Raw genomic sequence first — 12,984 nt, 5'->3', positions numbered from 1 at the left:
GCCTACGCGGGCCAGACGGTCACCCTGAAGTTCGCCGGCACCGAGGACGTCTCGCTGCAGACCAGCTTCGTGATCGACGACACCGCGATCACCACCAGCTGACCCGCGGTCAGTAGAACCAGGTAAGACAGGGGCAGGGCCCGGCAGCCACGGCTGCCGGGCCCTGCGGTCGTCCGCGGGGCGCTCCGCCGCCGTTCCGCGGGGTGCTCCGCCGCCGTGGAGTACGGGGCCGGGCCGGGCGATCGACCGGGCGGCGGGCTTCCGTCCGGGCGAGGAACGGCCAACTCACCCCTTCGGGCCTCGCCGCGCACGCGGGGACCGCGTACGATCACGGCGTCCTGGGCCGCGGCGCGACCGCCCACGCCACCACCACCGTGCTCACGCACTCGTCCGACAGGGCCCCTTCGCATGAAGCTGATCACCGCGATCGTCAAGCCGTTCAAGCTGGACGACGTCAAGAACGCACTGCAGGTCATTGGTGTGCACGGACTGACCATCAGCGAGGTCAGCGGGTACGGTCGCCAGCACGGCCACACCGAGGTGTACCGGGGGGCGGAGTACCGGATCGACCTGGTGCCGAAGGCCCGGATCGAGGTGGTGGTGGCGGACGCGGACGCCGAGCGGGTGATCGAGGAGATCGTCCGGGCCGCCCGTACGGGGAAGATCGGCGACGGCAAGGTGTGGGCGATGCCGGTGGAGGACATCATCCGCGTCCGTACCGGTGAGCGCGGTCCGGACGCGGTGTAGGGCCGTTCGGAGCGGGGCCCCGGGCCGACGAATTCGTCGTCGGCCCGGGGCCCCGTCGTCGTGGTCGCCGCGTCCGCGTTCCGGCTGTTCGGGCGGCTGTCCGGGCGGCTGTTCGGGTGGTTGTTCGGCGGCGGACTCCGGGTAAGCGGTGGCCGTCGTGGGCCGGGAGGTCGTAGGCGATCCGGGCCGGGGCTGCGGAAACGTTCCGCCAGGGCTCTTGACGGTCCGTTCCGCCCGCCCTAGGTTCAGCGCTGCAAGTTTCGGCAAGTTTCAGAAACTCTCTGCAGATTGACCCCCGGCTGCCCCACCTCAGCCCCCAGGAGACATCGTGGTCCCCTCCGCCCCCACCCGCCGGCCCGCCCGCGCGGCCGGCGCGCTCACCGCCGCCGCGGCGCTCGCGCTCTCACTCACCGCGGCCTTCGGTGCCGCCCCCGCCGCCCAGGCCGCCCCGCCCGGCGGCAAGGACGTCACGGCGACGCTCTTCGAGTGGCGCTTCGACTCCGTCGCCAAGGCCTGTACCGACACGCTCGGCCCGAAGGGGTACGGCTTCGTCGAGGTCTCGCCGCCCCAGGAACACATCCAGGGCGGCCAGTGGTGGACCTCCTACCAGCCCGTCAGCTACCGGATAGCCGGGCGCCTCGGCGACCGGACGGCCTTCAAGAGCATGATCGACACCTGCCACGCGGCCGGCGTCAAGGTGATCGCCGACTCGGTGATCAACCACATGTCGGCCGGGTCCGGCACCGGCACCGGAGGCACGAACTACACCAAGTACACCTACCCCGGGTACTACCAGGACTGGGACTTCCACTCCTGCCGCACCGCGATCAGCAACTACGCCGACCGCTCCAACGTGCAGAACTGCGAGCTGGTCAACCTCTCCGACCTCGACACCGGCTCCCCGTACGTCCAGCAGACCATCGCCCGCTACCTCGACGACCTCGCCTCGCTCGGCGTCGACGGCTACCGGATCGACGCGGCCAAGCACATCGCCGCCGCCGACCTCGCCGCGATCAAGGCCCGGACGGCCCGCCCCGGCGCGTACTGGGTGCAGGAGGTCATCTACGGCGCGGGCGAGCCGATCCAGCCGTCCGAGTACACCGGCACCGGCGACGTGGACGAGTTCCGCTCCGGGACGTGGCTGAAGAGCGCCTTCCAGGGCGGCCGGATCGCCGACCTCGCCGGCTGGGGCACCGGCCTGCTGCCCGGCGACAAGGCCCGCACCTTCGTCGACAACTGGGACACCGAGCGCAACGGCTCCACCCTGACGTACAAGGACGGCAGCACCTACACCCTGGCCAACGTCTTCCTGCTGGCCCACCCGTACGGCTCGCCCAACGTCTACTCCGGCTACGCCTTCTCCGGTCACGACGACGGCCCGCCGAACGGCGGCACCGTCAACGCCTGCTACGCCGACGGCTGGAACTGCGTCCACGCCTGGCGGCAGGTCGCCAACATGGTGGGCTTCCGTACCGCGGTCGCGGGCACCGGCATCACCAACTGGTGGTCCAACGGCAACAACGCGATCGCCTTCGGCCGGGGCGGCAAGGGCTTCGTGGTGATCAACCGCGAGTCCGGCCCGGTCACCCAGACCTTCCAGACCTCGCTGCCGGCCGGCTCGTACTGCGACGTCCAGCACGGCGACCCGGTCGCGGGCGGCTGCACCGGCCCCTCCTACCAGGTCGGCGCGGACGGCAGGTTCACCGCCACGGTCGGCGCGGGCGACGCCGTCGCGCTGTACGTCGGCGCGGGCGGCGGCAGCACCCCGGTGGGCGGCGGCGCGTCCTTCGCGGTCAACGCCACCACCGGCTACGGCCAGAACCTCTACGTGGTCGGCGGCAACGCCGCGCTCGGCGGCTGGGACACCGGCCGGGCGCTGCCGCTCTCCTCGGCCGCCTACCCGGTCTGGAAGCTGGACGTGGCGCTGCCCGTCGGCACCGCCTTCGAGTACAAGTACCTCCGCAAGGACGCCGCCGGCGCCGTGACCTGGGAGTCCGGGGCCAACCGCGCCGCGACGGTGCCGGCCTCGGGGCGGGTGACCCTGAACGACACCTGGCGGCCGTAGGGCCGGGCCGGCGGCCGCTCCACCCCCGGGCAGGACGGCCGCCGGCCCGTGCTCAGCCCCGGCCGATGTACGGCATGGCCGTCGCCATCACCGTGGCGAACTGCACGTTCGCCTCCAGCGGCAGCCCGGCCATGTGCCGTACCGTCCGGGCCACATCGGCGACGTCCATGGTCGGCTCGACCGCGATCCGGCCGTCCGCCTGCCGTACCCCCACGCTCATCGCCGCCGTCATGTCGGTGGCGGCGTTGCCGATGTCGATCTGCCCGCAGGCGATCCGGTACGGGCGGCCGTCCAGCGACAGCGACTTGGTCAGCCCGGTGACGGCGTGCTTGGTCGCGGTGTAGGCGATCGACTGCGGGCGCGGCGCGTGCGCCGAGACCGAACCGTTGTTGATGATCCGGCCGCCCTGCGGGTCCTGGGCCTTCATGAGCCGGAACGCGGCCCGCGCGCAGAGGAAGGCCCCGGTCAGATTGAGGTCGACCACGGCCCGCCACTCGGCGATGTCCAGTTCGTCGACCGGCGCGGGCGCGCCGAAGGTGCCGGCGTTGTTGAACAGCAGGTCGAGCCGGCCGAAGCGCCCGGCGGTCTCGTCGAAGAGGGCGTCCACCGCCGCCGGGTCGGTGACGTCGGTCGGCACCACGGCGGCGGCGGTGCCGCTCAGCCGGGCCGTTCCGCGCAGCGGTTCGGACCTCCGCCCGGCGAGCACCAGCTGCCAGCCGGCGGCGGCCAGCTCCAGCGCCACGGCGCGGCCCACCCCGCTGCCGGCTCCGGTGACGACGGCGATCTGCTGGGGCATGGTGGGCTCCACGGGTCTCGGACGGCTGCCCCGATCGTTCCCGATCCCGGGCTCCGTGTCACTGCTGGAAGGGCCCGGGGGCCCGGCCCGTCCTCCCCGGCTGGGCTTTCCCCGGCCGTGTCCCCCCCCCGGACGGCGGGGGCGACCCCCGCCGTCCGGCAGGGGCGGCCGCGGGCCTTTACCCGATCGGGGACAAACATTGGATCGACGCTGGTCCTGGCGCAACCGGCCCGCCCCGGCCCACGTCATAAGATCGCAGGACGGCGCACCACCGCGAGGGACGGCGCGCCGCCGTTCCGGGGACCGCTGTACGATGCCGCGCCCCGGGCCTGTCCGGCCCCACCCGGGGGCCGCCGCCCGGCTCCCGACGGAGCGGGCGTGACACTGGTCGGAGAGTCCTCACCGTGCAGCCGCAGTCCACCCGTTTCCGCGCCGTTCTGACCGGTGCCGCCGCCTTCACCCTGGCCGCCTCGCTGGCCGCCTGTGGCAGTACGGACGGCAGTGGGAAAGGGGACGGCGTCAAGGCCGAGGGCAAGGCGGGCGCGAGCGGGACGGCCGCCCCGGGCACCCCGGCCGGAGGCAGCACCTCCGCCGCGCCCACCAGTGCCGCCCCGGCCGCCCCGAGCAAGGTGCTGATGCCCACCGGACCGCCCGCCGTCCTCTCGAAGGCCCGCGACACCGGTGCCGGCCAGATCATGGTGACCACGCTGAACGGCCCCAAGTCGGGCGTCTCCGGCCGGGTCTGGGTCTGGCTGCCGCCCGAGTACAACGACCCGAAGTTCGCCAGGACCGGTTTCCCCGTCCTCACCCTCTACGCGGGCGGCCAGAGCAACGGCTACAACACCTGGACCGACAACCAGCTGCCGATCCAGGAGATCGACGCCGAGCTGTCCAAGGCCGGCAAGGCGCACCCGTTCATCATGATCATGCCGGTCCAGAACCTCGAGGCCGACGAGAAGAAGGCCCTGGAGTGCGCCGACATCCCCGGGCAGCCCAAGATGGGCACCTGGATGGCCGAGGACATCCCGGACTTCGTCCGCGCCAACTTCCGTACGGTCAAGGGCCGCGACGGCTGGGGCCTGATGGGCGCCTCCACCGGTGCGTTCTGCAGCGCCAAGCTCGCCCTCCAGCACCCGGACACGTTCAAGGCCGCCGTGCCGATCGACGGCTACTTCAACCCGGACTCGCCGCTCTGGAAGGGACACGACGCCGAGCGGCTGGCCAACAGCCCCGACGTGCTGGTCGCCCAGGGCAGGGCCGACGTGAAGATGCTCGCCACCGCGGGCGGCGCCAACGCCTACGAGACGAAGCTGGTCAAGGCCTGGGTCGCCAAGGCCGCCGCGCCGCTGTCCGTCGAGTACTACGAGCAGGCGGGCGGCAAGCACCTCACCAGCGACTTCAAGAAGATGATCCCGGACATGCTGCAGTGGCTGACCAGGAACCTGGCCGGCCCGGCCGCCGACTGACCGCCGGGACGGGGCCCGCCGGCCGGTCGTCACCGGCCGGCGGGCCCTCCGCGGGCGATTGCGGGCCGTCTGCGGGCCGGCCGCGGCGGGCTTCCGGAAGGCCGTTGACCTGCACGTCAATCGGACATTGATTCGCCTCTGATCGACTGTGACCACTGTGGTGGGACCGCGTTCCTCCAACCGTGCCAAGTCGTGAAGAGAGTGCCATGCCGAGCTACCTGCTGCCCGTCGCCTCCCCGTCCGTTCCCGCCCAGGCGGGTCCGCAGCACGAGCGGGCCGCCGAGGAGCCGGAAACCGTGCGGTTCGCCGGGCTGCGGCTGGTCCACAGCGCGCTCCGCCGTGACCTGGCCCGGCTGCCCAACGCGCTGCGGCTGCTCCAGCCCGGCGAGGACGACAAGGGGGCGGCGCTACTACGGCACTGGAACTTCGTCACCGCGATGCTGACCTGCCACCACGAGCAGCAGGACACCCGGATCTGGCCGATCGCGCGCCGCTTCGCCCCTGAACTGCGGCTGCTGCTCAACTGGCTGGAGGCCGACCACCACAACCTCGACCACTCCTTCACCCGGGTCACCACCCTGGTGCGGATCGCCAGCCGGGACGCGGGCAGCGTCTGGCCGGTCGCCTACGCGATGGAGGACCTGGCGGCCCGGCTGGAGACGCATCTGCGGATCGAGGAGCGTCAGCTGCTGCCGGGGATGGAGCGGGTGTTCCCCGTCTCCTCCCGGGTCGGCGGCCTGCCCGAGTTCCTGGAGCTGCTCTGCGCGGCCGACGGCCCGGGCACCGCCGACGCGCTGGCCTGGCTGCTGGACGAGGTCGAGCCGTCGCTGGTCGAGCGTCTGCTGGCCGACTGCGACGACGACGTGGCCCGCAACTGGCCGCACTGGCAGGCCACCTACCAGCGCTGCACCGCTCCGCTCTGGGGCCCGGTCGACGGTTGGGGCGCCGCCTTCGAGTGACCGGGGGCTCTTTCGCGGGCCCTTGATCTACGCGCGTGGCACATGCCTCGGCGCGGTGCCCGTGGCCTATGCCGCAGTCCTGTGCCGCAGTCCTGTGCCGGAGCTCCGCGCAGAGCCTGTGGTGAGCTCCAACTCCCGCACCCCCTAGGGGATTCGACCCACTCGCCTCGGGGTCACGGCCGTCCGGCCACTCCGGGCCAGGCCAGGGGGCGCGTACCGCCGGCGACCGATGGCGCCGTACGGCCCGCCGCCTACCGTCGAAGCCATGACCACCGCGACCACTCCGCGCCCCGCCCGGATCCGTTCGGCCGCTCTCGCGGTCGGTGCCGTCCTGCTGATCGGCACCGGACTCACCGCCTGCAAGGCGTCCGCCTCACTCTGCACCAACGACAACAGCTGCGATGTCGTCGTCCGCACCGAGGGTGGCGACTCCACCCACACCGTCGAGGTCTTCGGCGGCGACAAGACCGTCAAGCTGACGGTCAGTCATATCACCGACACATCAGTCGAGGTGAAGCTCGGCGACGAGAGCAAGACCGTCACCGAGGACACCGAGACGGCCATCGGCAAGGCGAAGGTCGTACTCCGCAATGCCAACGCGGGCGACCACTACGCCGAACTCCACGTCAGCCGCTGACCGGTGGCGCCCGCTGAGGGTGCCGGCCCTACTCGGGCAGGCGGTTGAGCCAGGCCAGCGGGGTGACGGTGATCGCGTTGCTCGGTGAACCGTCCCACTCCACCGGCAGGCCCACGGCCTCCAGCGCCGCCACCACCTCCCGGCCGATCTCCGCCGTCCGGCGCTCCGACAGCGCGGTCGGCTCCTCGGTGGTACGGAACCCGCCGTACCGCAGCGTCAGCCCGTGCCCGGCGGCCGCCGCCTCGGTGTCCTGCTGGTGGAAGAAGACGAACCCGCGCGAGTCCTCGTCGGCCTCGCCGCCGATCTCCTCGTACCCGCAGCTCCCGCAGCAGGTGAAGTCCATCGCCGCGACGATGTCCTGCTCCTCCAGCGCGTCGAAGGCCTCCTCCAGCCGGTCCACGTCCGTGGTCTCCGGCCAGGACGCCTGCTCGGCCAGCCGCTCCTGCCACAGCGGAGCGACGATCCGCTCCGCCTCCTCCTGGGTCACCCCCTGGTCGTCGAGTTCATCGACCAGGGACTCGGCTATCTCGTCCGGTTCCTGGAAGCCGCACCGGATCAACTCGCGGGCACGCTCCTCGGCGTCGCGCAGCACATCGGGGGTGAGAGCCGTCTCCTGCTTCATGCCCGCATCCTCGCACCCGGCACTGACAACCGCGCCGGCCGGGGGCCGCTGCTACCCTCCCTCGGTGGCCTCTCTGCTCGAACCCCCGCTGATCACCCGCCTGCTGGCCGCCGAGCGCATTCTGATCGCCGGCGCCGGAGGCGGCTTCGACGTGTACGCGGGACTGCCGATCGCCCTCGCCCTGCGCGCGGCCGGCAAGGAGGTGCACCTCGCCAGCCTCTCCTTCAGCCACCTCTACGGACTGCCCACCGACGTCTGGCTGGAGCCCGACGTGGCCCGGATCCGCCCCGACACCGCTGCCCCCGAGGGGTACTTCCCGGAGCGCACCCTGGCGCGCTGGCTGCACCGGCACGGCATGCCCGACACCGTCTGGGCGTTCGCCGCGGTCGGGGTCCAGCCGTTGCGGGACGCCTACCGGGCGCTCACCGGCCACCTCGGCGTCGACGCGATCCTGCTGGTCGACGGCGGCACCGACATCCTGATGCGCGGCGACGAGTCGGGGCTCGGCACTCCCGAGGAGGACATGGCGAGCCTCGGCGCGGTCGCCGGGCTCGACGGGATACCCGAGCGGCTGGTCGCCTGTCTGGGCTTCGGCATCGACGCCTTCCACGGGGTCAACCACGCACTGGTGCTGGAGAACCTCGCTGCCCTGGATCGCGCGGGCGGCTATCTCGGGGCCTTCTCGATCCCGCGGGACAGCCGGGAGGGCGCGCTCTACCTGGACGCGGTCGAGCACGCCCGGGCCGCCTTCCCCGAACACCCCAGCATCGTCAACGGCTCGGTGGCGGCCGCCCTGCGCGGCGAGTTCGGCGATGTCCGGTTCACCGACCGGACCGGGCAGAGCCCGCTCTTCGTCAATCCGCTGATGACGCTCTACTTCGGCGTCACCGTCGAGGCCCTGGCCGCCGAGCACCGCTATCTGGACCTGATCGAGCACACCGTGCTGATGCGTCAGATCAGCTCCGTCATCGAGGAGTTCCGCGACGGCCTGCCGGCCCAGCGGCCGCCCCGCCAGTTCCCGCACTGACCGCGCCGGCCACGCCGCCGCACTGACCGCTCACCGGAATCACCGTTCAGGCCGCGCCGGTCTCAGCCCGCCGCGAGCCGGAACTCCAGGTTCCCGAACCGCACCTGGTCACCCGGCCGCACCCGTACCCCGCCCGCGATCCGAAGGCCGTTCACATGCGTGCCGTTGGTGGAGCCGAGGTCGTACAGCACCCAGCCACCGCCCTCGTGCCGCAGCTCGGCGTGCTGCCGGGACACCGAGGCGTCGAGCAGCCGCAGCCCCGAGCCGGGGATCCGGCCGATCGTCAGCTGCCGCGCCCCGGCCTGCGGCAGACTCAGCCCCGGCAGCCGCTCCAGCCGCCAGGCTCCGCGCAGCCGCGCCCCGAACGAGGAGATCCAGCCCACCGTCCGCAGCACGAACCGCCCGACCGGGTTCCCGGCCGGCAGGCCCGCCACCGCCGCGTCAAGCTCGGCCCGGCTGCCGGCGTGCAGCACGATCTCCATCCTCCCGAGGAAGGTGTCGTGCGACAGCCGTCCGCTGCCCGCGCCGTCCCGCAGGACCCCCAGAGCCTGCTCCCGCTCGGCCTCGGACGGCCGGACCACATGTGTCCGGATCTCAGGAGACGTCATGGCCCGATTGTCGGCTCAGCCGCACCCACCTGTCCAGATTCCCGGGACCGCCGGGACACCGTGAACCCGGTGCCCAGGCTCAGGCTCCCGGGCCCGCGCCCGACCGGGGCCGGACCGGGGCAAGAGGATCTCCAGGGGCCGGGTGTCAGGTCTTCCTGGCCGCTGCCAGGATCTTGGCGGTGGTGTGCAGAAAACGGGAGGTGCTCAGCCCCGGGTAGGACGGGCCGAAGAGCGTGCCGGGGTTGGTGTTCATCCGGCCGCCCCGCAGGTGGATCACCACGTAGGCGGTACCGGGATCGGCGCCGACGACCTCGTAGTCGCCCTTCGGCGAGGTGAACGGGACGGTGAGGTCCACGGGCAGCGGTTCGGAGAGGAAGACCACCATCAGCCGGACGTCCGGGGTGGCCTCGATGCCCGCGAACGGCTCGGCGTCGAGCAGGGCCGCCACCTCCTCGACGGTGCGCAGCAGCACCGGGACGGGGTAGCCGAGCGCGTCGGCCAGGTGCTCCTCGATCCGCCGGGTCAGCGCGGCACGGTCCGGCTCGTCGGTGCTGAAGAAGACGTTGCCGCTCTGGATGTACGAACGGACGCCGCCGAGGCCGAGCTCGGCGAAGAGCGCCCGCAACCGCTCCATGGTCACCGTCCGCCCGCCGACGTTGATCGCCCGCAGGAACGCGATGTACGTGGTCGTGGTGGTCACCCGGCCAGTCTGGCAGCGGGCACCGACAACGCCGCCGTCCGCGCCTGCCCACCGCGGTCCGCCCATGCCACCTGCCCGGGCCGTCCGCTTCACCGCCGTCCGCCCGCCTGTCCGGCGGATCCGGCGGAGCCGCCGCCCGGCCCGTTCCACGCCTTCCGGCTGGAGCTGGAACAGGTGGTGCACACGGCGGCCACCTGTGGATCACGTCCTGGCACCCGGGCGGAGCCGGTGCGGCGGCTCCCGGCGTGCGCGGGGGCCGGTGCCGTGGAGCCCGTCGGATCAGCGGGCCCGGCGGAGTTCCACAGGACCGGCCCTACGGCAGGACGGACTTGACGGCCTCGGGGGTCCGGGCCACGACGGCGTGACCGTCGTCCGCGGTGATGATCGGGCGCTGGATCAGGATCGGGTGCTCGGCCATCGCGGCGATCCACCGCGCCCGGTCGCCCGGCTCCCTGGTCCACTGCTTCATGCCCAGGTCCTTGGCGGCCTGCTCGTCGAGCCGGGTGATGTCCCACGGCTCCAGCCCCAGCCGCTCCAGCACCTGCTCCAGCTCGGCGGTGCTGGGCGGGTCCTCCAGGTAGCGCCGCACGGTGAACTCGGCGCCGACGGCCGTCAGCTCGCCGAGCGCCGCCCGACACTTCCCGCAGCGCGGGTTGATCCAGATCTCCATGCGGTCAGGGTACCGACCGCGGCCCCGCCCGGCGGCGAACCCGGACGGCGGCGGCCCTGCCAGGCGGCGAACCCGGGCGGCCGGGGAACTCCGGCGCCTCCACCGGAGGTTTATCCGGGCGGGGGCAGAGCCTGGGGAGGGAGCACCGGATGGACGGCGCGGCGATCATCGAGCAGTTGCTGACGCGGGAGGGCAGGGCGGACCCGTACCCGCTGTACGCGAGGGCGCACGAGCTCGGCGCCGCGGTGCCCGCCGGGCCGGGCACCGTCCTGGCGATCGGGCACACGGCGGTCGACGCGGTGCTGCGCGACCCCGGTTTCGGCGTCACCGGCGCCGAGCCGCGGGAGGACCTGGACGCCGAGTACGCCCGGCACCCGTCGCTGGCCCTGTTCGGCGGCTCGATCCTGGAACGCAACGCGCCCGACCACGCCCGGGTCCGCTCGCTGATCGCCTCGGTCTTCACCGCCCGCCGGGTCGCCGCACTGCGGCCGGCCGTCGAGGCGGCGGTCGGCCGGCTGCTCGACGAGATGGCCGAGCAGGGCGCCGACGGCGCGCCCGTCGACTTCATGGACGCCTTCGCCTTCCGGCTGCCGGTCGGAGTGATATGCGAACTGCTCGGCGTCCCCGAGCGGGACCGCTACCGCTTCCGGGGCCTGGCCTCGGACCTCACCGTCGCCCTGGAGTTCATCCAGGACTTCGCCGAGCTGGCCGCCGCCGACGAGGCCGCCGGTGAACTGGCCGGCTACTTCACCGCACTCGCCGCCGAGCGGCTCGCCCGCCCCCAGGACGACCTGGTCAGCGACCTCGTCCGGATCTCCGTCGACGACCCGGACCGGCTCTCCGGCCAGGAGCTGCTGGCCAACCTGGTGCTGCTGCTGGTGGCCGGCTTCGAGACCACCACCAACCTGCTGGGCAACGGGCTCGCCCAGCTCTTCCGCCACCCCGGGGTGGCGGACGGCCTGCGCACCGGAGCGGTCACCCCGGCCGCCTTCACGGACGAGGTGCTGCGCTACGACTCCCCGGTCCAGCTCACCTCGCGGATCGCCCGCACCGAGGGCCTGACCGTCGAGGGGCTGGCCGCGCCGCCCGGCACCCTGGTGGTCGTCCTGCTCGCCGCGGCCAACCACGACCCGGCCCGTCACCACCGCCCGGAGGTCTTCGACCCGGGCCGCCCCGACAGCCGGCCGCTCAGCTTCGGCGGCGGGCCGCACTACTGCCTGGGCGCCCAGCTGGCCCGGCTGGAGGCCGAGGTCGCCGTGCGGGCCCTGCTCGACCGCTTCCCCCGGCTCGCCCCCGGCGGCGTCGCCACCCGGCGGGACCGCCTGCTGCTGCGCGGCTTCGACACCCTGCCGGTCACCGTCCGCTGACCGCCCCTGACCGGGGGCGTTCGGCCCAAGGGGCCGGGACCAAAGCATGGGGTCACAGGGCCGTCGGTAAGGGAACATGGAGGGACGAAACCGGTCATCCCGGACCGGTTCGCGAGGAGGTCCCCGCCGTGCCCGCAGCGCCTCGCCCGCCCCGGTCGGCGCCCGTGGAACCGAGTGTGCCGCGCTGGGTCCTCTGGCTGCCCTTCGTGCTGCTGGTGCTCGACCTGGTGGCGGAGGCGATCGTCCCGGACGCGGTCGCGGCCGGCTTCCTGCTGACCGCGCTGCCGGTGGTGGTGGCGTTCAGCTACGGGCCGGTCATGACCGCCTCGGCGACCGGCGGCGCCCTGGTGCTCCAGATCGCGCTGGCCATGCGGGCCGGGCACCTCGACGAGCAGCACCACGTCTGGGTCTACATCTCCACGCTGCTGGCCGGGGTGATGGGCACCGCCCTGTCCTGGCAGCGGATCCGGCAGAACCGCCATCTGCTGCGCGTCCGCACGGTCGCCGAGACGCTCCAGCGCACGGTGCTGCGCCCGGTCCCCGAGCGGGCCGGCGGCCTGCGGGTGGCGGGTCTCTACCGCCCGGCCCAGGCCGAGGTGCTGGTCGGCGGGGACCTGTACGAGGTGTGCGACACCCGCTTCGGGGTCCGGGTCCTGCTCGGCGACGTCCGGGGCAAGGGCCTGGGCGCGGTCCGGACGGTGGCGGACGTGCTCGGCGCCTTCCGCGCGACCGCGCACGACACCGCCGACCTGGTCGAACTCGCCGAGCAGCTGGACCGCGCGGTGCTGCGCGACGCCGCCGACCGCGGGGACGACGAGCTGTTCGTGACGGCCGTCCTGGTCCAGTACCGGCCCGGTTCCGACTGCGTGGAGATCATCAACCGGGGCCATGTCGCCCCGCTGCTGCTCTCCGGCCGCACCATCGCCCCGGTCGTCTGCCCGGACGAACTGCCGCTCGGCCTCGGCCACCTCCGCTCCATGGACCCGCCCCCCAAGCCCACGGCCGTGGCCCTGCCACCGGGCCACACCCTGCTGCTCTACACCGACGGCGTCAGCGAGGCCCGCGACGCCGTCGGCGCCTTCTACCCGCTGGCCCGCCGGCTGGCCCTCCTCGGCAGCACCGCCCCGGACGTCCTGGTCTCCTTCCTCGCCCAGGACGTCCACGACTACGCCCGCCTGCTCGCCGACGACCTCGCCGTCCTCGCCCTCACCCCCGCCCCGGCCGCCCGCCCTCCGCGCTCATGAGGGGCTCGCACACCGCGAAGCCCCCGCCCGGCCAGGGGAACGAATCGCAGCTCCTGGCCGCTGCCCGCGTCGGACG

At 73.3% G+C, this 12,984-nt stretch carries 13 protein-coding genes; 8 read left to right on the top strand and 5 right to left on the bottom strand.

Annotated elements, in window-relative coordinates; translation table 11 throughout:
* Nucleotides 1-408 precede the first annotated feature (408 nt).
* Together ACIQIB_RS32760 and ACIQIB_RS32755 are read left to right on the top strand one after the other, a co-directional pair.
* Complete coding sequence (locus ACIQIB_RS32760; protein ID WP_363611478.1) at nucleotides 409-747, top strand: P-II family nitrogen regulator; 339 nt, start codon at nucleotides 409-411, stop codon at nucleotides 745-747.
* A 328-nt stretch (nucleotides 748-1,075) separates the two neighbouring features.
* Nucleotides 1,076-2,812 (top strand): carbohydrate-binding module family 20 domain-containing protein, encoded by a 1,737-nt coding sequence (locus tag ACIQIB_RS32755; protein WP_400762443.1) that lies wholly within the window; start codon nucleotides 1,076-1,078, stop codon nucleotides 2,810-2,812.
* A gap of 52 nt (nucleotides 2,813-2,864) precedes the next feature.
* On the opposite strand, the gene ACIQIB_RS32750 is transcribed toward ACIQIB_RS32755, so the two are convergent.
* Nucleotides 2,865-3,608, bottom strand: coding sequence for an SDR family oxidoreductase (locus ACIQIB_RS32750; RefSeq protein ID WP_363611476.1), 744 nt, complete (start codon nucleotides 3,606-3,608; stop codon nucleotides 2,865-2,867).
* A 404-nt stretch (nucleotides 3,609-4,012) separates the two neighbouring features.
* On the opposite strand from ACIQIB_RS32750, the gene ACIQIB_RS32745 reads away from it, so the two are divergent.
* The 3 genes from ACIQIB_RS32745 (at nucleotide 4,013) to ACIQIB_RS32735 (ending at nucleotide 6,670) form a co-directional block, all read left to right on the top strand.
* A complete protein-coding gene (locus ACIQIB_RS32745; protein ID WP_400762441.1) occupies nucleotides 4,013-5,074 on the top strand; it encodes an alpha/beta hydrolase in 1,062 nt (353 codons plus the stop codon).
* Nucleotides 5,075-5,280: 206 nt separating this feature from the next.
* On the top strand, nucleotides 5,281-6,033 hold the full coding sequence (locus tag ACIQIB_RS32740) for a hemerythrin domain-containing protein (RefSeq protein ID WP_363611472.1): 753 nt from the start codon (nucleotides 5,281-5,283) through the stop codon (nucleotides 6,031-6,033).
* Between the two features lie 265 nt (nucleotides 6,034-6,298).
* A complete protein-coding gene (locus ACIQIB_RS32735; RefSeq protein ID WP_400762439.1) occupies nucleotides 6,299-6,670 on the top strand; it encodes a hypothetical protein in 372 nt (123 codons plus the stop codon).
* A 28-nt stretch (nucleotides 6,671-6,698) separates the two neighbouring features.
* Here the strand turns inward: ACIQIB_RS32735 and ACIQIB_RS32730 are convergent, their stop codons facing one another.
* A complete protein-coding gene (locus tag ACIQIB_RS32730) occupies nucleotides 6,699-7,292 on the bottom strand; it encodes a DUF6891 domain-containing protein (RefSeq protein WP_400762437.1) in 594 nt (197 codons plus the stop codon).
* A 64-nt stretch (nucleotides 7,293-7,356) separates the two neighbouring features.
* Here ACIQIB_RS32730 and ACIQIB_RS32725 point away from each other — a divergent pair, with 64 nt between their 5' ends.
* Nucleotides 7,357-8,319: a DUF1152 domain-containing protein gene (locus ACIQIB_RS32725; protein ID WP_363611466.1), complete on the top strand. Its 963-nt coding sequence runs from the start codon at nucleotides 7,357-7,359 to the stop codon at nucleotides 8,317-8,319.
* Between the two features lie 62 nt (nucleotides 8,320-8,381).
* Here ACIQIB_RS32725 and ACIQIB_RS32720 read toward each other — a convergent pair whose 3' ends face one another.
* The 3 genes from ACIQIB_RS32720 to ACIQIB_RS32710 form a co-directional block, all read right to left on the bottom strand.
* Nucleotides 8,382-8,927 (bottom strand): DUF1707 and FHA domain-containing protein, encoded by a 546-nt coding sequence (locus tag ACIQIB_RS32720; protein ID WP_363611464.1) that lies wholly within the window; start codon nucleotides 8,925-8,927, stop codon nucleotides 8,382-8,384.
* Nucleotides 8,928-9,072: 145 nt separating this feature from the next.
* Nucleotides 9,073-9,627, bottom strand: coding sequence for a DUF1697 domain-containing protein (locus ACIQIB_RS32715; RefSeq protein ID WP_363611460.1), 555 nt, complete (start codon nucleotides 9,625-9,627; stop codon nucleotides 9,073-9,075).
* Nucleotides 9,628-9,940: 313 nt separating this feature from the next.
* Nucleotides 9,941-10,297, bottom strand: coding sequence for an arsenate reductase family protein (locus ACIQIB_RS32710; RefSeq protein ID WP_400762435.1), 357 nt, complete (start codon nucleotides 10,295-10,297; stop codon nucleotides 9,941-9,943).
* A 149-nt stretch (nucleotides 10,298-10,446) separates the two neighbouring features.
* On the opposite strand from ACIQIB_RS32710, the gene ACIQIB_RS32705 reads away from it, so the two are divergent.
* A complete protein-coding gene (locus tag ACIQIB_RS32705) occupies nucleotides 10,447-11,664 on the top strand; it encodes a cytochrome P450 (protein ID WP_363611456.1) in 1,218 nt (405 codons plus the stop codon).
* A gap of 176 nt (nucleotides 11,665-11,840) precedes the next feature.
* Complete coding sequence (locus tag ACIQIB_RS32700) at nucleotides 11,841-12,908, top strand: PP2C family protein-serine/threonine phosphatase (protein ID WP_363611455.1); 1,068 nt, start codon at nucleotides 11,841-11,843, stop codon at nucleotides 12,906-12,908.
* The last annotated feature ends 76 nt before the right edge of the window (nucleotides 12,909-12,984 follow it).

The sequence above is a fragment of the Kitasatospora sp. NPDC092286 genome (genome assembly GCF_044755565.1).
Classification (GTDB): domain Bacteria; phylum Actinomycetota; class Actinomycetes; order Streptomycetales; family Streptomycetaceae; genus Kitasatospora.
The sequence above is the reverse complement of the archived record's forward strand: the minus strand, read 5'-3'. Positions and strand labels throughout refer to the sequence as shown.

Bases quoted from the DNA above. Each gene is read 5' to 3' on its own strand.
- ACIQIB_RS32760 (WP_363611478.1), top strand. From the start codon at position 409: ATGAAGCTGATCACCGCGATCGTCAAGCCGTTCAAGCTGGACGACGTC.
- ACIQIB_RS32750 (WP_363611476.1), bottom strand. From the start codon at position 3,608: ATGCCCCAGCAGATCGCCGTCGTCACCGGAGCCGGCAGCGGGGTGGGC.
- ACIQIB_RS32740 (WP_363611472.1), top strand. From the start codon at position 5,281: ATGCCGAGCTACCTGCTGCCCGTCGCCTCCCCGTCCGTTCCCGCCCAG.
- ACIQIB_RS32735 (WP_400762439.1), top strand. From the start codon at position 6,299: ATGACCACCGCGACCACTCCGCGCCCCGCCCGGATCCGTTCGGCCGCT.
- ACIQIB_RS32730 (WP_400762437.1), bottom strand. From the start codon at position 7,292: ATGAAGCAGGAGACGGCTCTCACCCCCGATGTGCTGCGCGACGCCGAG.
- ACIQIB_RS32720 (WP_363611464.1), bottom strand. From the start codon at position 8,927: ATGACGTCTCCTGAGATCCGGACACATGTGGTCCGGCCGTCCGAGGCC.
- ACIQIB_RS32710 (WP_400762435.1), bottom strand. From the start codon at position 10,297: ATGGAGATCTGGATCAACCCGCGCTGCGGGAAGTGTCGGGCGGCGCTC.
- ACIQIB_RS32705 (WP_363611456.1), top strand. From the start codon at position 10,447: ATGGACGGCGCGGCGATCATCGAGCAGTTGCTGACGCGGGAGGGCAGG.